This window comes from Burkholderia sp. AU4i, assembly GCF_000466765.1.
GTDB lineage: Bacteria > Pseudomonadota > Gammaproteobacteria > Burkholderiales > Burkholderiaceae > Burkholderia > Burkholderia cepacia.
The window spans coordinates 1-20,037 of the sequence record NZ_ASSI01000128.1 but is presented as its reverse complement, the minus strand read 5'-3'; the positions used below and the strand labels follow the sequence as shown (position 1 = coordinate 20,037).

The window sequence follows — 20,037 nt, the reverse complement described above, 5'->3', positions numbered from 1 at the left end:
CCGAACGCTCAATACTTCTTGCGGGCGCGGGTCTTCTTCGCGGTCGGCTTCGCCGCCGCACCGCCGCCGCCGCCGTTGCCGGCACTACCGCCCTTCTTCTTCGCGGCGGCACGCGCGGCGCGCGCGTCCTTCACCGCGACGCTCGGCGCGCTCGCAGCCTTCTTGCGGCGCGGCGCGGGTTCTTCCGCCTGCGGCAGAGCACGGACACGCGGGCCGTTACGGTCGATACCGCCGCCAGCCGAAGCCGGCGCCGGCGACGGACGCGGCGCCTTCACCGGCGTGTCGCGCACGAGGCGGAAGTCGATCTTGCGCGCGTCGAGATCGACACGGCTCACCTGTACGCGCACGCGATCCGACAGACGATAGCGGATGCCCGTCCGTTCGCCGCGCAGCTCGTTCTTGATTTCGTCGTACTGGAAGTAGTCCGAGCCGAGTTCGGTGACGTGCACGAGCCCTTCGATGAAAAGCGTGTCGAGCTGCACGAAGATGCCGAACGACGTGACGCCGTTCACCATCCCGCCGTACTCCTCGCCGAGCTTGTCGCGCATGAAGTAGCACTTGAGCCAGGCCTCGACGTCGCGCGACGCTTCGTCCGCGCGGCGCTCGTTCGCCGAGCAGTGCAGGCCGAGTTCTTCCCAGATCGCCGTATTCGAGCGCGAGCGGCCACGCGTTTCGTCGTCGGCCTGCTGCATCGCACGGGCGCGCGGTGACAGCGCGGTGTTCAGCTCGAAGCCGTCCGGCGCCTTCGGCACGTATTTCTTGCCGGACAGAATCGCGTAGATCGCGCGGTGCGTGAGCAGGTCCGGATAACGGCGGATCGGGCTCGTGAAGTGCGCGTACGCCTCGTAGGCCAGGCCGAAGTGACCGATGTTGTCCGGGCTGTAGACGGCCTGCTGCATCGAGCGCAGCAGCATCGGCTGCAGCATCTGTGCATCGGGCCGGTCGCGGATCTGCGCCATCAGCGCCGCGTAGTCGCTCGCATGCGGCTTGTCACCGCCGCCGAGCGACAGGCCCATGCCGCGCAGGAACGCACGCAGGTTCTCGAGCTTCTCCGGCGTCGGCCCCGCGTGCACGCGGTACAGGCCCGGATGCTTGTTGCGCTTCAGGAAATCGGCCGCGCAGACGTTTGCGGCCAGCATGCATTCCTCGATCAGCTTGTGCGCGTCGTTACGCTGGCGCGGCACGATCTGCTCGATCTTGCCCTGCGAGTTGCAGACGATGTAGGTCTCGGTCGTGTCGAAGTCGATCGCGCCGCGCTTCTGCCGCGCGGCGAACAGCGACTTGTAGACGCCGTACAGATCCTGCAGGTGCGGCAGCAGATCCGCGCGGCGCGCGGCCTCCGGCCCCTTCGTGTTCGACAGCACGGCCGCGACTTCGGTGTACGTGAGGCGCGCAGCCGAATGGATGACGGCCGGGTAAAACTGGTACGCCTTGATCTCGCCGCGCCCGGTGATCACCATGTCGCACGCGAGCACGCAACGGTCGACCTGCGGATTCAACGAGCACAGGCCGTTCGACAGCTTCTCCGGCAGCATCGGAATCACGCGGCGCGGGAAGTAGACCGACGTGCTGCGCTCGAGCGCGTCGGCATCGAGCGCGCTCCCAGGCTGTACGTAATGCGACACGTCGGCGATCGCGACGATCAGCCGGTAGCCGTCGCCGCGGCCGACCTTCACCGGCTCGCAGTAGACGGCATCGTCGAAGTCGCGTGCGTCCTCGCCGTCGATCGTCACGAGCGGCACGTCGCGCAGGTCGACGCGGAAACGCAGGTCGGTCGGCCGCACCTTGTCGGGCAGCGCGGCGGCTTCGTCGAGCGCCGGCTGGCTGAATTCGTGCGGCACGCCGTACTTGCGCACCGCGATTTCGATTTCCATGCCCGGATCGTCGATGTCGCCGAGCACCTCGACGACACGGCCGAGCGGCTGCGAATGGCGGCTCGGGAAATCGGTCAGCTCGACGACGACGACCTGCCCGACCTTCGCCTTCTTCACGTTCTGCGTGATCAGGATGTCGTGGCCGATGCGCTTGTCTTCCGGTGCGACGATCAGCGCGCCGTTCTCGTTGAGCAGGCGGCCGATCACGCGCTTGTTCGCGCGCTCGGTGACTTCGACGACGTGCCCTTCCGGGCGGCCGCGGCGATCGTAGCCGACGATCCGCGCGAGCACGCGGTCGTTGTGCATCACCTTCTGCATTTCGCCGTTCGGCAGGAACAGGTCGTCCTGGCCGTCGTCGCGGATCACGAACCCGTAGCCGTCGCGATGCCCTTGCACGCGCCCGGCGACGAAGTTCGACGGATGGGTCAACTGGTAGTGGCCGCGCTTGTCGAGGCGGATCTGGCCGTCGCGCTCCATCGCGGCGACACGCCGGAAGAACCCCTCGCGCTCCTGACGCTTGATCGACAGTGCTTCGGCGATGTCGTTGGCGGCCAGCGGCGCGTCGCTCGTACGCAGCACGCCGAGAATCTCTTCACGGCTCGGAATGGGGTACGGATATTTGCTCAAGGGTTTGTCGATGATTGTTCTCGTTGCGTTGACTGATGGTGCACGGCATCAACATAGAGGTGTCCTCCAGACAGTTCTATATTGACGGCGGCGGGTCATTCTATCACCCGCCTGTGTCGCCAAATGACGGGGAATGCCGCCGGCAGGCGCGGCGGAGCCCGGTTTGCGGTGCATCGCAAAAAAGTGTTGACACAATTAATTGGGGCGCTATAATTTCGCTTCTTTGCAGCAAGCAGCTACTGCAAAACGTGCCCAGGTGGCGGAATTGGTAGACGCACTAGGTTCAGGTCCTAGCGGTGGCAACATCGTGGAGGTTCGAGTCCTCTCCTGGGCACCATCTGTTTTTAAAAAGGTCGGCTTCTAGCCGGCCTTTTTTCATTTCCAGCCCAGCGCTTTGCGTGAGGACTCGAAAGGCTGCGCTTGCAAGCGCAGCCGGGGTCGCGCATGCGTGACCGAGTCCTCTCCTGGGCATCATCTGTTTTTTGAAAAGGTCGGCTTCTGCCGGCCTTTTTCATTTCGACCGTATAAGCATGGACGCGCCGCAATCACAGGCGCTCCGCCCTTATGCCCGCCAGCAGGATCGATAGCAGAATTTATCGGTTATCGTCCGCTCGCCCTGTTGGTACGTTAGCCGGCTCGCTTCAATGCAACGAACCAGACAAGGAGCACGATCCATGACGCCGATGAACCGCCGCGCATTCGCGCGCGCGATGCTGGCCGCAGGCCTCACTGCCGCCGGCGTCCGAGCGCGTGCCGAGAACGCACCCGATGTGCTGCGCATCGGCTACCAGAAGTCGTCGACACTCATCACGCTGCTCAAGACGCGCGGCGCGCTCGAGCAGGCGCTGGCGCCGCTCGGCTTGCGCGTGTCGTGGCATGAATTCGCGAGCGGATTGCCGCTGACGGAAGCACTCAACATCGGCGCGGTCGATTTCAGCGCCGACGTGGCCGATACGGTCCCGGTCTTCGCACAAGCTGCCCGTGCGCGTTTCGTGTACGTCGCACTGGAAGCGCCTTCGCCGAAAGCGCAGGCGATCATCGTCAAGCAGGACAGCACACTGCGTACGCTCGCCGATCTCAAGGGCACGCGCATTGCGGTCACGAAGGCGGCCGGCAGCCATTACCTGTTGCTTGCCGCACTCGCACGCGCGAAGCTCGGGCCGGCCGATGCGACGATCCACTACCTGACGCCCGCGGACGGCCGCGCGGCGTTCGAGCGTGGCAGCGTGGACGCATGGATCACGTGGGATCCCTATGTCGCATCGGTCGACCGCAATCCCGACGTACGGATTCTCGCCGACGGCAACGGACTCGCGTCATACCAGCGCTACTACCTCGCGTCGACCAGCTTCGCCACTGCGCGGCCCGACGTCGTCCAGATCCTGTTCGACCAGCTGTCGCAGGCCGGCACGTGGCTGCGCGACCACCCGCAGGACGCAGCGAATACGCTCGCGCCGATCTGGGGGCTCGACGCGGCGACGATCGCGCGCGCGAACGCGCGACGCAGTTATCTCGTTCGCGCGGTGGTCGCACAAAACTTCGGCGAACAGCAGAAGATCGCCGATACATTCCTCGCGGCGGGACTGCTGCCGGCCCGAGTCGACACGAGTCAGGCGCAGCGCTGGAACTTCGACGCGAAACGCGCGATTCCGGTCGGCGCGTGAGAATCCGTCGCGCGAGGGGCAATATTTTTATCGCTTCGAATGAAATTGTGTTGACAGGCTGCGAAGACACGCTAGAATAGCGGTCTTCGCATCGCAGCAAGCGAAACGTGCCCAGGTGGCGGAATTGGTAGACGCACTAGGTTCAGGTCCTAGCGGTGGCAACATCGTGGAGGTTCGAGTCCTCTCCTGGGCACCATCTGTTTTCTAAAAAGGTCGGCTTCTAGCCGGCCTTTTTTCATTTCAAGCCCTGGAAGCAAAGCGCCTGCGCGCTTTGCGTGAGGACTCGAAAGGCTACGCTTGCATGCGTGACTCGGGTTACGCATGTGCGACCCAAGCCCTCCCTCCTGACCCTCCACTTCCTGAAAAAGCTCCTTCCAGTCGGCTCACCTGCATTCCCGGCATCCGGAAGGGATCAGCCCGCGCGCACCCCGTCCATCACAAGTTTTCGACGATGCACGTCGGTCGCCCCGCCGCGACGTTTGGGCACGTCGCTCGATGCCAAAACAAATCCGTCAAATTATTTTCGTTCGCGACCTCAAATCCTGTTGACAGCCGCCAAAGACGCGCTATAATTTTGCTTCTTTGCAGCAAGCAGCTACTGCAAAACGTGCCCAGGTGGCGGAATTGGTAGACGCACTAGGTTCAGGTCCTAGCGGTGGCAACATCGTGGAGGTTCGAGTCCTCTCCTGGGCACCATCTGTTTTTTGAAAAGGTCGGCTTCTAGCCGGCCTTTTTTCATTTCAAGTCCAGGAAGCAAAGCGCCTGTGCGCTTTGCGTGAGGACTCGAAAGGCTGCGCTTGCAAGCGCAGCCGGGGTCGCGCATGTGTGACCGAGTCCTCTCCTGGGCACCATCTGTTTTTAAAAAGGTCGGCTTCTAGCCGGCCTTTTTTCATTTCCGGCTCCGGAAAAACCTCCCCCTCATCTTCTCGAGCAGACCCAGCCGCTTCGATTTGCACCGCCAGCGCAAGCAAACAGCGGCAGCATGCTGCGAGGCCGGCGACAACCCACTGCCCGGGTTCATGCCACCACCCACGCCACCCTCCGCCTGAACGACCGACCTTCCGCGATCGATCCCCGATTCCGGACGCCCCGAGCTACCATCTCCGCCCTCCACCTCAAACCGGGATTTCCCTAGGCTGACATGCCGGCGTTCACGCGGTTAAATAAATCAACGTGATTTATTTAATGCGCCGCTGCACGGCGCGCCATGGAAGGAGACGCCATGAGAAGCCCGCACTTCGGCCAGGGCAGCAACTCGGCCAACGTGCGCCGTTACAACGAGCGCCTGCTGCTGAAGACGCTGCGCCGCGCAGGCAGCGCGTCAAAGGCCGATCTCGCCCGCCTCGCGAACATGACGGGCACGGCGGTCGGCAGCATCATCACATCGCTCGCCGACGCGAAGCTGATCGAATTCGCGGGCCGCACCGAAGGCCAGCGCGGTCAGCCGGCTTCGCTGATTCGCCTCGACCCGCGCGGCGCGTTCGGCATCGGCGTCCATCTCGACCGGATGCGCATCGAAACGGCGCTCGTCAACTTCGCGGGCGACGTGCTCGGCCGCCGCTCGCACGACACGCTGCTGCCTCCGCCTGCCGACGTGCTCGAGATCGTCCGCCACGATATCGAAGCGATGCAGGCCCTGCTCCCCGACCACGAGCGCGCCCGCCTGACCGGCATCGGTGTCGCGCAGCCCTACAACCTCGGCGCGTGGATGCGCGAACTCGGTCTCGCACCCGACACGTTCCGCGCATGGGAAGACGTCGATTTCGCCAGCGACCTCAGTCGCATGCTGTCGCTTCCGGTATTCGGCGAGAACGACGGCAACGCGGCCGCGATCGCCGAGCTGTTCTACGGATACGGCCGGCAGTGCGACGACTTCGTCTATCTGTTCATCGGGCCGGCGATCGGCGGCGGCATCGCGATCGACGGCGACTGCCTGCGTGGCGTGACCGGCAACGCGGGCGACATCGCCGTGATTCCCGTGCCGCCGAGCCGGCTCGCTTCCGCGCCGCCGCCGCGTGGCCCGTGGGACATCCTGCTCGCGCGTGCGTCGCTGCATGCGCTCGTGCGCCATCTGCGCCATCACGGCGAGACGGTCGACAACCGGGCCGATCTCGAAGCCTGCATCGCTCGCGGCCTGCCCGCCGTCGACGAATGGATCGACGATTGCGTCGACGCGCTCGCCCCTGCGTTGCGCGCGGTGCTGTGTGTGGTCGATGCGCCGGTGGTCGTGCTCGACGCCGATACCGACGCAGGCCTGCTCGACGCGGTGACAACGCGCCTGCGGGCCGCGCTCGTGGCCACCGCGCCCGAAGCACGCGGCACGCCGGTGCTCGTGCGCGGCACGTTCGGCGCCGACGCCGGCGCGATCGGCGCAGCCACGCTGCCGATGTATTTCAACTTCTCCCCGCGGGCCGGCATCCTCAAGGGCGCCCGCACCGATTCGCAGGAGGTCAACCATGTCGCGATCTGAGTCGCCTCGCCCGCTGCTCGAGATGCGCGGGATCAGCAAGACGTTCCCGGCCGTGCGCGCGCTCGACAACGTGAGCCTGACCGTCTATCCCGGCGAGATCCACTCGCTGATGGGCGAAAACGGCGCGGGCAAATCGACGCTGATGAAGATCCTGTCGGGCGCGTACCGCGCCGACGCCGGCGGCGAGATCCTGATCGACGGCGAACGCATCGACATCGACGGCCCGCTTGCCGCGCGCGATGCTGGCGTCGCGGTGATCTACCAGGAGCTGTGCCTGTCCCCGAACCTGAGCGTCGCGGAAAACATCTACATCGGCCGCGAATTGCGGCGCGGCAACCGGCGCTGGGGCACGATCGACCGCGCGGCGATGGCACGCGGCTGCGAGGACGTGCTCGCGCGCCTGGGCGCATCGTTCGGGCCCGACACGCTCGTCGGCACGCTGTCGATCGCGGAACAGCAGCTCGTCGAGATCGCGCGCGCCGTGCACACCCGCGCGCGCATCCTCGTGATGGACGAGCCGACCACGCCGCTGTCGTCGCGCGAGACCGAACACCTGTTCCGCCTGATCCGCCAGTTGCGCGAGGAAGGTCTCGCGATCATCTACATCAGCCACCGGATGGCAGAGATCTACGAGTTGTCCGATCGTGTGTCGGTGCTGCGCGACGGCACGTATGTCGGCACGCTCGAGCGCGCGTCGCTGTCGGCCGAGCGTCTTGTCGCGATGATGGTCGGCCGCGACATCTCCGGCTTTTACAAGAAGGAACACGCGCCGTACGACCCCGGCCACCTGCTGCTGTCGGTACGCGACATCGCCGACGGCGCGCGCGTGCGCGGCTGCAGCCTCGACCTGCACGCCGGCGAAGTGCTCGGCATCGCGGGGCTCGTCGGCGCCGGCCGCACCGAACTCGCGCGGCTGATCTTCGGCGCGGAACCGCGCGTGCGCGGCAACGTGAAGGTGGGCGAACGCACGTTCGGCGCGCACTCGCCGCGCGACGCGATCGACGCCGGGCTCGTCTACCTGACCGAAGACCGCAAGCGCCAGGGCCTGTTCCTCGACATGAGCGTACGCGACAACATCAACATCTCGGTCTGCAACCGCGATGCGCGGCTCGGTGCGCTCGACCTCGCACGCGGCGCCGAACGTGCACGCGACGCGATTGCATCGCTGTCGATCCGCGTTCCCCACGCGAACGTCAACGTCGGCGCGCTGTCAGGCGGCAACCAGCAGAAAGTGCTGCTGTCGCGCCTGCTCGAGACGAAGCCGCGCGTGCTGATCCTCGACGAACCGACGCGCGGCGTCGACATCGGCGCGAAATCCGAGATCTACCGGATCATCAACGAACTGGCCCGAGCCGGCGTGGGTGTGATCGTGATCTCGAGCGAACTGCCGGAGATCATCGGCGTCGCCGACCGGGTGCTCGTGATGCGCGAAGGCGAAATCGCGGGCGAACTCGGCGGCCACACGCATACGCCCATCACGCAGGAAGCCATCATCGCGCTCGCCACCGGCTCGCAGGCCGAACTCGCCGACGCGCACTGAGCCCGCCCTTTCAGTCCATTCTTACATTCAGGTTACCGACATGATCAACCCGACCAAGCAGCGGAACCTCGCTTCCGCGACGGCCCATCCGGTGGGCAACCGTACGCCGCTGTTGCGCGGCGCCGATCACCGCGCCCGCATGCAGTCGCTGATCCGCACCGCCGGCATGCTGCCGGTGCTGCTGGTTCTGTGCATCGGCTTCGGCTTCCTGACCGACGGCTTCTTCACGCTGCAGAACCTGTCGATCGTCACGCAGCAGGCGTCGATCAACATCGTGCTCGCCGCCGGCATGACCTTTGTGATCCTGACGGGCGGCATCGACCTGTCGGTCGGCTCGGTGCTCGCCGCCGCGGCCGTCGCGGCGCTGCTCGCGTCGACCATTCCGGGCTGGGGCTGGCTCGGCGTACCGTTCGCGCTCGTCGTCGGCCTCGTGTTCGGCGCGATCAACGGCGGCCTGATCTCGTTCCTGCGCCTGCCGCCGTTCATCGTCACGCTCGGCGCGATGACGGCCGTGCGCGGCGTTGCGCGCCTGATCGGCAACGACACCACCGTGTTCAATCCGCAGTTGCCGTTCGCGTTCATCGGCAACGGCACGATCCTCGGTGTGCCCTGGCTCGTCGTCATCGCGTGCGCGGTCATCGCGATCTCGTGGTTCATCCTGCGCCGCACGGTGCTCGGGATGCGCATCTATTCGGTGGGCGGCAATCCGGAAGCCGCGCGCCTGTCGGGCATCAACGTGCGGGCGATCCAGATGTTCGTCTATGCGGCGTCGGGCCTGCTCGCCGGGCTCGGCGCGGTGATGTCGGCCGCGCGGCTTTATGCGGCAAACGGCCTGCAGCTCGGCCAGTCGTACGAACTCGACGCGATCGCCGCGGTAATCCTCGGCGGCACGAGCTTCGTCGGCGGCGTCGGCTCGATCGTCGGCACGCTGATCGGTGCGCTGATCATCGCGGTACTGACGAACGGCCTCGTACTGCTCGGCGTGTCCGACATCTGGCAGTACATCATCAAGGGGCTCGTGATCATCGGCGCCGTTGCGCTCGATCGCTATCGCCAGCGCGACTCGGCACGCACCTGACTCTTCCCGTCGATTCAACCTTGCGGCGCAGGCCGGTTAGCCTGCGCCCGTTCACCAACAACTCGGAGACACAACGACATGATCAAGCACAAAGCCGCCCTGACCGCCGTCGCCTGCGCACTCGCCTTCGGCGCTTCCGCCGCACACGCGGCCGACAAGCCGCTCAAATCGATCGGCGTCACGGTCGGGTCGCTCGGCAATCCGTACTTCGTCACGATCGTCAAGGGTGCCGAAGCACGCGCCAGGCAGCTCAATCCGAATGCGAAGGTCACGGCCGTCTCGGCCGACTACGACCTGAACAAGCAGTTCACGCAGATCGACAACTTCATCTCCGCGCACGTCGACATGATCCTGCTCAACGCGACCGATCCGAAGGCGATCGAGCCGGCGGTGAAGAAGGCGCAGGCGGCCGGCATCACGGTCGTCGCGGTCGACGTCGCCGCGGCCGGCGCAAACGCGACCGTGCAGACCAACAACGTGAAGGCCGGCGAACTCGCGTGCGACTACATCGCGAAGAAACTCAACGGCAAGGGCAACGTGATCATCGAGAACGGCCCGCAGGTATCGGCCGTGATCGATCGCGTCAACGGCTGCAAGGCCGTGCTCGCGAAAAACGCCGGCATCAAGCTGCTGTCGAGCGACCAGGACGGCAAGGGTTCGCGCGAAGGCGGGATGAATGCGATGCAAGGCTACCTGACGCGCTTTCCGAAGCTCGACGCGGTGTTCACGATCAACGACCCGCAGGCGATCGGCAGCGACCTCGCCGCGAAGCAGCTGAACCGTCCGGGCATCGTGATCACGTCGGTCGACGGCGCACCCGACATCGAAGTCGCGCTCAAGTCCAACACGCTCGTGCAGGCATCGTCGAGCCAGGATCCCTGGGCCATGGCGCAGCAGGCGGTCAACGTCGGCTACGGGATCATGAACGGCCAGAAGCCGGCCAATCCGATGATCCTGATCGAGCCGACGCTCATCACGCGCGACAACGTGAAGACCTACAAGGGCTGGAGCTCGCCGCGCTGATCGCGCCGCCTGTCCGCCCGCGCAACCGGGCGGTGCCGGGCCGTGTCGCCATGCGCGACGGCCCCGCACTGCCCGCCTTTTCGGATCAACCGCTGTACGGCCGTGCGCAACGCCACGGCACAAGGTTTCGACATGACGACGACGTTCCCCCGCCTGATCGTATTCGGCGAAGCGCTGACCGATTTCATCCGCGACGACGCGCAGCACTGGCACAGCATCGCCGGCGGCTCATGCTGGAACGTCGCGCGCGTCGGCGCGCGACTCGGCGTGCCGACGGCCTTCGCCGGCACGGTCAGCCGCGACATCTTCGGCGACGAACTGATGCGCAAGAGTGCCGACGCCGGGCTCGACCTGCGCTTCATCCGGCAGGTCGATCGTGCGCCGCTGCTCGCGATGGTCGTGTCGAAGCAGCCGCCCCACTATTTCTTCATCGGCGAGAACAGCGCCGATCTCGCGTTCGATCCGGCGGACCTGCCCACCGGTGCGCTCGATGCGGCCGAGATCGTGCACGTCGGCTCGCTCGGCGTCGTGCGCGAGCCGCTCGCGGCACGCCTGATCGAAGTCGCGCAGGCCGCACGGACGGCCGGCAAGCGAATCTCGTTCGACCCGAACTTCCGTGCGCCGATGGCCGCGCCGTCGTATCGCGACACGCTGCGCCGGCTGGCCGGGCTCGCCGACTGGATCAAGGTGTCCGACGAGGATCTGCGCGGGTTGTTTCCGGAACTCGATGAAGCCGCCGCGCTCGCGCAACTGCGCACGTGGGCGCCCGATGCAACGATGCTCGTCACGCGCGGCGCATCGGGCATGCAGCTCCTGCATCGCGACACCGTGCTGTTCCAGCCCGCGTTCCCGACCGAGGTGGCCGACACCGTCGGCTGCGGCGACGCGAGCATCGGCGGCTGGCTCGCAAGCCAGCTGGCGCGTCCCGACGCGTCAACCGCCGAGCATCTGCGCTACGCGGCCGCGTGCGCGGCGGTCGCCTGTGCGCATGCAGGCGCCTATGCGCCGACGGCGGCCGAGGTGACCGACATGATCGACCGCACTGCCGATACTGCAGTTTCGCAATAGCACGTACCGGCGCACCGCCCCGTCACGCGGCGGTCGTTCCGCCGCTGCCGTCCGGCGGCGTCCCGGCCTGCAGCAGCTGCAGGCTCTCGTCGACGCTCAGTTCGGACATCGCATCGTCGTGAAGCGTATCGTCCGCCGCGCGGCGCAATGCATGCAGCGTGTGCACCTTGAGCCGCACGAGCGCGAGCCGCAACCCGCGCGCCGCGCATTCGGCCGCAAAGGTGCGCAACGATTCGATCGTCGTGCCGTCGACATCCGGCGTTTCCTCGAGGCTCAGCATCACGGTATGCGTGTCCGGCGCGGCTTTCATCAACGCACGCACACGGTTCAACATCCGGTCCGCATTCGCGAAGAACAGCTGCGCTTCGGGCCGCACGATCAGCACGCCCGGCACCGGCTTCGCGTCGGCGTGGCTCGCGACGTCGACGAAATCATGGCTGTCGCGCAGCCTGCCGAGCACGCTGACGTTCGGCTCTGACAACTTGCGCAGCGTCAGCAGCAGGCTCACGCCGATGGCCGCGAGCAGCCCGTGCAGCACACCGAGCACGAGCACCGCGAGCAGCGCGGCGATCACGACGAGCCGGTCGCGATGCCAGGCCCAGTACGGCCGGAACACCGACGGATGCAGCGAGTGGCTGACCGCGAAGATCACGATCGCCGCGAGCACGGGCTCGGGCGTGCGCGCGAGCTGCGGCAGCAACAGCCAGACGATCAGCGCGACCACGCCCGCCGCCCACAGGCCTGCAAAGCGCGACTGCGCGCCGGCCGCTTCGTTCGCCGAGGTCGCCGAATAACCGGCGCCGACCGGCATCCCGTGCAGCAGGCCCGACACGAGATTCGCGCAGCCGAGCGCGACGAGGTCGCGGTTCGGCGACACGCTGTCGCCGTGCTTCAGTGCGAAGTTGCGGATCGATCCGTACGACTCCGCATACAGGATCAGCATCAGCGCGAACGCAAGCTCGACGGTCTGCATCCATGCGTTGCGGTCGAGGGTCGGCAGGCCGAACTCGATATGCCGGAAGTCGATGTGGCCGACGATCGCAATGCCGTATCGCTGCCAGTCGACCGCATAACCGGCCGCGATCGACAGCACGATCACGACGAGCGTAGCGGGCACCCGCGCGCTCCGCCCGAGTGCGAACAGCAATGCCAGCGCGGTCGCGCCGAGCACGACGCTCGCGAGATTCGCGTGCGGCGCGCCGCTGATCAGGTCGAGCGCGACATGCGGCGCATCGCTGTGCTGCACGGAAATCGCCAGAATCTTCGGCAACTGCTTGATGACGATCGTCAGCGCGAGGCCGAACGTGAAGCCGCGCAGCACCGGCCGCGCGACGAAATCCGACATGCCGCCGAGCCGCGCGGCACCCGCCAGGATGAACAGCACGCCCGTCATCGCGACGAGCGCCGCCGCCAGCGCGAGCTGCGCGGCAAGCGCCATTCCCGACTCCGCGAGCACGGTCGCCGCGAGCACGGCAGCCGACGACGACGTCGACGATACGATCGCGAAACGGCTGCTGCCGGTGAGCGCATAGACGACGAGCCCCGACAGCAACGCGATGAGACCGGCCTGCGGCGGCAGGTTGGCCAGCCCCGCGTACGCGACCGCCTCGGGGATCAGCAGGCCCGCGATCGACAGGCCGGCCAGCGCGTCGAGGCCGATGCGCCGCGTCGGCGGCGGCGCGGCCGCGTCGAGCGCGGAGAAATGCTCGGCATGCTGCGGGCCGGCATCGGGGCGGATCGGGGCGGTCGTCATGAGGTGCTCAGGGTTTGACGGCGATGACGCCCGACCAGCCGGGCAGATAGCGTGCATCCTGCTCATGCGCGCGATGCAGTGCGATTTCGAGCGCCTTCGCGAAGTTCTTGCGGATCTGGTCGAGCGACACGTGCTGGCGCAGGTAGTCGGCCCACAGGAATTCGCTGAACGGCGTCGCGTCCTTCGCGTAGCCGCCCGCGGTGCGCAGTTCGCCGGCGAGGCTGCGGTACGGATCGTCCACGAGACCCGTCAGCGCCTTCGGCAGATTCGCGTAGTCGCGGCGTGTGCCGTCGGCACCGAACGGATGCACCCACTGGTTGTGTTCCATCATCCGCCAGAAGATCGTGTCGTCGAGCCACGACAGGTCCTTCAGCAGCATCGCGTTCACGCGCACCTCGCCTTCCTCGATCAGCGCGAGGCCGAGATGGTGGTGATCGGTGATGTAGTGCAGCCCGTCCGGGCCGAGTACCGCCGGGAACCAGTGCGATTCGATCGCCGCCTTGCGCGCGCGCTTGTTGAGCCCTTTCCAGTGCTTGCGCTTCGCCTTGACTTCGCGATAGCCGACCGTCATCTGCGTCGGACGCAGTTCTTCCAGCTTGACGGGAATCAGGTGAACATCGTTGCCGAGTGCCATGGTCGTACCCCATGTTGCGAAATTCCGGCAACGATACTCCTGATCACACGAGCCGTTAATACGTCGTGACCTCGATACGCATCCGGTTGACGATCTCTGACAACCGTCCGTACCTGCGCAAGACGCTGCGCTACGCGCGCAGGTCGTTGCGTTCGAGACGATGTCGAATGTAAGGAATGCCATCGTGCACGACGCTCACCCGGCGCATCCCGAGCTTGCGCGCGACGTTCAACGAGCCGCTGTTGGCTTCCGCGATATCGGCGATCACGCGCGGCAGGCGCACGGTGTCGAACGCATGGCGCACGACGGCTTGCGCGGCCTCGCTCGCGATACCGCGCCCCCAGGTCTCACGCACCAGCCGCCAGCCGATCTCGACGTCGCGCGCGCCGTCCGCATAGTCCGGAATCAGCAGGACCCAGCCGATGAACGCATCGGGCGCGGCCTTCTCGAAGATCGACCAGTAGCCGAGGCCCGGCGGATAGTCGCGCGTGATCCGGTGCGTGACGAAGCGACGGTGCTCGACGGGATCGTGCCACGGGCCCGCGATGTGCCGCGTGACCTCGGGATCGCGATCCATCGCGATGCAGGCGTCGAGATCGGCCAGTACGCGCGGACGCAGCCACAGCCGCGCAGTTTCGAGCACGGGCAGCGTGGCGGCGGAAGGTTCAGTCATCTGGACTCCTGATTCGGTGACGATGCTCACCGGACGCATTACAAAACAGATACAAACGGCCTTCCGGAATGATACAGATGCCTGTCGCCGGTTTCGCGCGACGCCGTTGCCGAATCCGAAACAGTTCATTTCCTAGGGATTATTCCCGATTCGGCGTTATCGCGCCCCACATCGCCGGGCGCCGCGGCCTACACTCGATCCATGCCCCCGCACCGCGCGCAAGCCGGCCGGCATCCGCATGCACATCGTAAGCGCGCAAGCCAACGAGGAGACCTCGGACATGAGCTGGACCCGCGAACAACGCAACGTGACGATCGCCGCCTACCTGGGCTGGACACTCGATGCGTTCGATTTCTTCCTGATGGTCTTCGTGCTGAAGGACATCGCCGCCGAATTCGGATCGACGATTCCCGCCGTCGCGTTCGCGCTCACGTTGACACTCGCGATGCGTCCGCTAGGCGCGCTGATCTTCGGCCGGCTCGCCGACCGCTTCGGCCGCCGCCCGACGCTGATGGTCAACATCGCGTGCTACTCGCTGCTCGAGCTCGCATCGGGTTTCGCGCCGAGCCTGACCGCGCTGCTCGTGCTGCGCGCGCTGTTCGGCGTCGCGATGGGCGGCGAATGGGGCGTCGGCTCCGCGCTGACGATGGAAACCGTGCCGACCCATGCACGCGGCTTCGTGTCGGGGCTGCTGCAGGCCGGCTATCCGAGCGGCTATCTGCTCGCGTCCGTCGTGTTCGGCCTGTTCTACCAGTACATCGGCTGGCGCGGGATGTTCATGGTCGGCGTGCTGCCCGCGCTGCTCGTCCTCTACGTACGCGCCCACGTGCCCGAATCGCCGGCGTGGAAGCAGATGGAGAAGCGCCCGCGCCCGAGCCTCGGCGCCACGCTGCAGCAGAACTGGAAGCTCACGATCTACGCGATCGTGCTGATGACCGCGTTCAACTTCTTCTCGCACGGCACGCAGGATCTCTATCCGACGTTCCTGCGCGAACAGCATCATTTCGATCCCCATACCGTGTCGTGGATCACGATCGTGCTGAACATCGGTGCCATCGTCGGCGGCCTGTCGTTCGGCTCGATCTCGGAGCGGATCGGCCGGCGTCGTGCCATCTTCATCGCTGCGTTGATCGCCCTGCCCGTGCTGCCGCTGTGGGCATTCTCGAGCGGCCCGGTTGCCCTCGCCGCGGGGGCGTTCCTGATGCAGATCTCGGTGCAGGGTGCGTGGGGCGTGATCCCGGTTCACCTGAACGAGATCTCGCCCGACGAGATCCGCGCGACCTTCCCCGGCGTCGTCTATCAGCTCGGCAACCTGCTCGCGTCGGGCAACGCGACGATGCAGGCCTCGCTCGCCGTTTCGCACAACAACAACTACGGCTTCGCGCTCGCGCTCGTGGCCGGCATCGTCGCCGTCGTGATCGCCGTGCTGATCCTGTTCAGCCGCGAGCGGCGCGGTATCGACATGACGCAATCGGTCAATACGCGTAGCACGGTCGCCTGATCCCGCGCATTGCCGCATTGCACCATCGCGCGTGCCCCGCCCTGTCGAAGGCGCGCGCGATACTTTCCGCATTCGCACATCGAACTAGAGGAATTTGTCCAGATTCCCCGCTTGCCCGCTCCGCTCGCCCTTTTTTATCTTAATAAAAACGACTGTTTGAATCAGATAATCAAATCACCAGTTCGCGGCCGGGCGACCGGCATGGGAGGCGGGACATGGCAGTAAGTCAGGAGGGGCGGCCATCCGCGGGACGGCCGTCCGGGGCACGGTCATCCGGCACTCGGCAGACCGGCGGGACGAAGGCGCGCATCCTCGATGCGGCCGAGGACCTGTTCATCGAGCATGGCTTCGAGGCGATGTCGATGCGCCAGATCACCTCGCGCGCGGCGGTCAACCTCGCCGCGGTCAACTACCACTTCGGCAGCAAGGAAGCGTTGATCCACGCGATGCTGTCGCGCCGGCTCGACCAGCTCAACCAGGAACGCCTCGGTATCCTCGACCGCTTCGATGCGCAACTCGGCACGCACATCACCTGCGAGCACGTGCTCGGCGCGATGTTCATTCCCGCGTTGAAGGCATCGCGCAATCCCGAACGCGGCGGGCCCGGGTTCCTGCGGCTGATCGGCCGTGCGTACACCGATCCGTCGCCGTTCGTGCGCAACTTCCTGACCGCGCACTACGCAAGCGTCGCGGGCCGCTTCTTCGACGCGTTCCAGCGCGCGTTGCCGCACCTGCCGCGCACGGAGCTCGGCTGGCGGCTGCACTTCGCGATCGGTGCACTGTCCGGCGCGCTCGCAGGCGCCGAAACGGAAAGCCTGATCGACGAGTTCTCGCAAGGCCGCACGATGAACGACGTGCAGATGATCGCGCGGCTGTCGTCGCTGATCGTCGCCGCGCTGAAAGCGCCGATGCCCGACAGCGCGCAACTGTCGATCTTCGCGGCCGTGCTCGACGATGCAGGCGCAAGCGAAGCGTTCGGGCTGCCGTCGTCGGGCGCGGCGGCCGCCGATACGGCGACGCTGCATTCCACGAACTGAGCGCGCGAGGCCACGCGCGGCTTCCTGTTCACGATTTGATTGAAACGCGCGGTCATGCGGAGCGCCGAGGCGCCCCGTCGACCGACCGTGCGGCACGGGGCACGGGCCGGCGCTGAAGCGCCGGCCTTCGCCGAGAGCAAAGACCGGAGACATGTCATGTCATCTTCCGCAGCAACCGCAGCGGCCCAGGTTCCGCCGAACACCGACGGCATCTGGTACGCGTCATATCCGCCCGGCGTCCCGCACGACATCGACGTCACGCAATACGCATCGCTCGTGCAGTTCTTCGACGAATGCACGAGCCGCTTCGCCGAGCGCGTCGCCTATGTGAGCGCGGGCGCATCGATGACCTATCGCACGCTCGCGCAGAAAGTCGACGCGTTCGCATCGTATCTGCAAAGCCTCGGCGTCAAACCCGGCGACCGCGTCGCGATCATGCTGCCGAACACGTTCCAGTACCCGGTCGCGCTGTTCGGCACGCTGAAAGCCGGTGCGATCGTCGTCAACGTCAATCCGCTCTATACCGTGCGCGAACTCGCGCATCAGCTGAAGGACAGCGGCGCGCAGACGATCGTCGTGTTCGAGAATTTCGCGCGCACGCTGCAGGATGCGCTGCCGGAAACGCAGGTGAAGAACATCGTCGTCACCGCGCTCGGCGACCTCCTCGCCGACGGCTTCAATGCGAAAGGACGCCTGATCAATTTCGTGCTGAAGCACGTGAAGAAGCTCGTGCCGGCCTACCACCTGCCGCAGGCCATCCGGTTGCGCTCCGCCCTCGCGCTCGGTGCGCGAAGCAAGCCGCAGCCCGTTCAGACGACGCGCGACGACCTCGCATTCCTGCAATACACGGGCGGCACGACGGGCGTCGCGAAAGGCGCGATGCTCACGCACGGCAACCTGATCGCGAACCTGCTGCAGGCGAAGGCCTGGATCGCCGACCAGGTATCGGGCGACGTCGAAACCGTGCTCACGCCGCTGCCGCTGTATCACATCTATTCGCTGACGGTGAACGCATTCATCTTCATGGGGCTCGGCGGGCGCAACATCCTGATCGCGAACCCGCGCGACATGACGATGGTGATGAAGATCATCCGCAACGAGACGTTCACCGGGATCACCGGCATCAACACGCTCTACAACGCGTTCCTCGACAACGAGGAATTCCGCAAGCGCGATTTCTCGAAGCTGAAGCTCGCGATGGCGGGCGGGATGGCGATGCAGCGTGCGGTCGCCGAGCGCTTCCAGCAGGTGACGGGCCGGCCGGTGGTCGAAGGCTACGGCCTGACCGAATGCTCGCCGATCGTCACGATGAACCCCGTCGACCTGAACGACATGGCCGCGTTCAGCGGTTCGATCGGCCTGCCCGCGCCGTCCACCGTCGTGCGCTTTCGCCGTGAAGACGGCACCTGGGCGCCCGTCGGCGAGCCCGGCGAGCTGTGCGTGCACGGCCCGCAGGTGATGCGCGGCTACTGGCAGCGCCCCGACGAGACGGCCAAGGTGATCGACGCCGACGGATGGCTCAGCACCGGCGACATCGGCGTGATGGACGAACGCGGCTTCATCCGCCTGATCGACCGCAAGAAGGACATGATCCTCGTGTCGGGCTTCAACGTGTATCCGAACGAGATCGAGGAAGTGCTGGTGATGCATCCGGGCATCAGCGAAGCCGCGGCGATCGGCATTCCGGACGAGGTACAGGGCGAACGGATCAAGGTGTTCGTCGTGCGCCGCGACCCGTCGCTGACGACCGACGATGTGCTCGCGCACTGCCGCAAGAACCTCACCGGCTACAAGATGCCGAAATTCGTCGAGTTCCGCGACGCGCTGCCGCAAACGAACGTCGGCAAGATCCTGCGCCGCGCGCTGCGCGACGAGGAACTCGCCAAAATCAAGGCCGCGAAGCAAGGTTGAACGATCCGCCGCCCAGGGAGACGCCGTCGATGAACGAAGGAAAGAAGCACCACGCGCGGCATGCCGCCGCCGTGGCAGTCGCCTGCCTGCTGTCGCTCGGACAGGCGGGCCTGCATGCACAGGAAACGGCCGACGCCGCAAGCGCGGCCGCGGGCGTCGCGCTGCCGGCGGACCTCGCGAAGGTCGCGCGCGAGCCGGTCGCGCAGCAGGCGCGCTGGCTGCGCACGGCCGCGCAGCGCGGCACGCTCGCGCAACTCGACGACGCGACGCTCACGGCGCTCTTCAAGGCACTCGATCCGCTCGCCGTGCCGCTCTATATCCGTAACGGCCCCAACGGCTATCCGTCGTACCAGTTCACGATGGTGCGCCAGGAGCGCATCAGCGGAAAGTGGTCCGATACGCCCGACCGCATGCTCGTGAAGACCACCCGCGAGCCGCTGCGCGTCTATGCGAAATGGCTGCCGGGCGGTGCACATGCCGGACAGGAGACCATCTACGACACGACGCAGCGCAAGGACGAGATGTACGGGCACCTCGGCGGCCTGCTCGGCAAGATTCCGCTGTGGACGGCACTCGACGGCGCACTCGCACGCGCGCAGTCGAATCACCAGGTGAAGGATCTCGGTACCGAGTTCATCACGAACCTGTACCTGACCGAAGGGAAGAAATACGTGGAAGCCGGCGTGCAGCGGCCGACCGATGTGGAAGCCAGGACGATCGGCGGCGTGCGCGTGGTCGCGCTCACCTACGAAACACCGACCGGCCGGCCGCAGTTCTACGCGAAGAAGGAAGTCCTCGGGCTCGATCTGCACGCGCCCTATTTCCGGACCGTCGAGTCCTATGACAACGACGGCAAGATCTTCGAGCGGATCGTCATCGAGAAAATCGCGCCGGCGACGCTCGACGACACCGCATTCGACCCGAAAAACCCCGACTATGCGTTCTGATGCGCGCCGGCGGGGATGGCCTCGGGCTCAATCGTCATCGTCGTCGCCATGGTGCCGGTGCCAATGCTTGTAATAGTGCTTGCGCCACTTGCGATAGCGATCGTCGTCCTCGTCGCCGTAGTAGCCGTATCCATAGCCCGGATAGGCGACCACGGCCGGCTGCGGCGCCACATAGACCGGCGCCGGCTCGACATAGACCGGCGCGACCGGTACGCCGATGCCGACCGACAGGTCGAC

Annotated in this window: 15 protein-coding genes and 3 tRNA genes; 13 read left to right on the top strand and 5 right to left on the bottom strand. The window is 66.1% G+C overall.

The features are described 5' to 3' along the window. Window positions 1-8 precede the first annotated feature (8 nt). Entirely contained in the window at window positions 9-2,501 is a 2,493-nt protein-coding gene (rnr, locus tag L810_RS27345; protein ID WP_021161554.1) for a ribonuclease R, read from the bottom strand. Window positions 2,502-2,751: 250 nt separating this feature from the next. On the opposite strand from rnr, the gene L810_RS27340 reads away from it, so the two are divergent. From L810_RS27340 to L810_RS27300, 9 genes are all read left to right on the top strand, one after another. Then, window positions 2,752-2,838, top strand: a tRNA-Leu gene (locus L810_RS27340). Between the two features lie 337 nt (window positions 2,839-3,175). Then, complete coding sequence (locus tag L810_RS27335) at window positions 3,176-4,165, top strand: aliphatic sulfonate ABC transporter substrate-binding protein (protein ID WP_021161553.1); 990 nt, start codon at window positions 3,176-3,178, stop codon at window positions 4,163-4,165. 109 nt (window positions 4,166-4,274) lie between these two features. Beyond that, window positions 4,275-4,361: transfer RNA gene (locus L810_RS27330), tRNA-Leu, on the top strand. Window positions 4,362-4,774: 413 nt separating this feature from the next. Continuing rightward, window positions 4,775-4,861, top strand: a tRNA-Leu gene (locus L810_RS27325). A 526-nt stretch (window positions 4,862-5,387) separates the two neighbouring features. Beyond that, window positions 5,388-6,635 (top strand): ROK family protein, encoded by a 1,248-nt coding sequence (locus tag L810_RS27320; protein ID WP_021161552.1) that lies wholly within the window; start codon window positions 5,388-5,390, stop codon window positions 6,633-6,635. After that, the gene (locus tag L810_RS27315) at window positions 6,622-8,175 is read left to right on the top strand and encodes a sugar ABC transporter ATP-binding protein (protein ID WP_021161551.1); all 1,554 of its coding nucleotides are present in this window, start codon (window positions 6,622-6,624) and stop codon (window positions 8,173-8,175) included. Before L810_RS27320 ends, L810_RS27315 begins: the two co-directional genes overlap by 14 nt. 40 nt (window positions 8,176-8,215) lie before the next feature. Continuing rightward, window positions 8,216-9,253 (top strand): ABC transporter permease subunit, encoded by a 1,038-nt coding sequence (locus L810_RS27310; protein WP_021161550.1) that lies wholly within the window; start codon window positions 8,216-8,218, stop codon window positions 9,251-9,253. A gap of 78 nt (window positions 9,254-9,331) precedes the next feature. Continuing rightward, window positions 9,332-10,276: an ABC transporter substrate-binding protein gene (locus L810_RS27305; protein ID WP_021161549.1), complete on the top strand. Its 945-nt coding sequence runs from the start codon at window positions 9,332-9,334 to the stop codon at window positions 10,274-10,276. 132 nt (window positions 10,277-10,408) lie between these two features. Further along, the gene (locus tag L810_RS27300; RefSeq protein WP_042976431.1) at window positions 10,409-11,344 is read left to right on the top strand and encodes a carbohydrate kinase family protein; all 936 of its coding nucleotides are present in this window, start codon (window positions 10,409-10,411) and stop codon (window positions 11,342-11,344) included. Between the two features lie 22 nt (window positions 11,345-11,366). Here the strand turns inward: L810_RS27300 and L810_RS27295 are convergent, their stop codons facing one another. The 3 genes from L810_RS27295 to L810_RS27285 form a co-directional block, all read right to left on the bottom strand. Further along, window positions 11,367-13,097, bottom strand: a complete 1,731-nt coding sequence (locus L810_RS27295; protein ID WP_021161547.1) for a SulP family inorganic anion transporter — start codon at window positions 13,095-13,097, stop codon at window positions 11,367-11,369. Between the two features lie 7 nt (window positions 13,098-13,104). Then, window positions 13,105-13,731 (bottom strand): ParB-like protein, encoded by a 627-nt coding sequence (locus L810_RS27290; RefSeq protein WP_021161546.1) that lies wholly within the window; start codon window positions 13,729-13,731, stop codon window positions 13,105-13,107. A gap of 130 nt (window positions 13,732-13,861) precedes the next feature. Further along, window positions 13,862-14,404 (bottom strand): GNAT family N-acetyltransferase, encoded by a 543-nt coding sequence (locus tag L810_RS27285; RefSeq protein WP_021161545.1) that lies wholly within the window; start codon window positions 14,402-14,404, stop codon window positions 13,862-13,864. Window positions 14,405-14,684: 280 nt separating this feature from the next. Here L810_RS27285 and L810_RS27280 point away from each other — a divergent pair, with 280 nt between their 5' ends. The 4 genes from L810_RS27280 (at window position 14,685) to L810_RS27265 (ending at window position 19,800) form a co-directional block, all read left to right on the top strand. Next, window positions 14,685-15,905, top strand: coding sequence for an MFS transporter (locus tag L810_RS27280; RefSeq protein ID WP_042976429.1), 1,221 nt, complete (start codon window positions 14,685-14,687; stop codon window positions 15,903-15,905). Window positions 15,906-16,120: 215 nt separating this feature from the next. Next, entirely contained in the window at window positions 16,121-16,942 is an 822-nt protein-coding gene (locus L810_RS27275) for a TetR/AcrR family transcriptional regulator (protein WP_021161544.1), read from the top strand. Window positions 16,943-17,098: 156 nt separating this feature from the next. After that, window positions 17,099-18,853 carry a long-chain-fatty-acid--CoA ligase gene (locus L810_RS27270; protein ID WP_021161543.1) on the top strand — a complete coding sequence of 585 codons (1,755 nt, stop codon included), beginning with the start codon at window positions 17,099-17,101 and terminating at the stop codon, window positions 18,851-18,853. A 29-nt stretch (window positions 18,854-18,882) separates the two neighbouring features. Next, window positions 18,883-19,800, top strand: coding sequence for a DUF1571 domain-containing protein (locus tag L810_RS27265; RefSeq protein ID WP_021161542.1), 918 nt, complete (start codon window positions 18,883-18,885; stop codon window positions 19,798-19,800). Window positions 19,801-19,827: 27 nt separating this feature from the next. Here L810_RS27265 and L810_RS27260 read toward each other — a convergent pair. Beyond that, on the bottom strand, window positions 19,828-20,037 hold a 210-nt coding region (locus L810_RS27260; RefSeq protein WP_051392324.1), incomplete at its 5' end, for a hypothetical protein.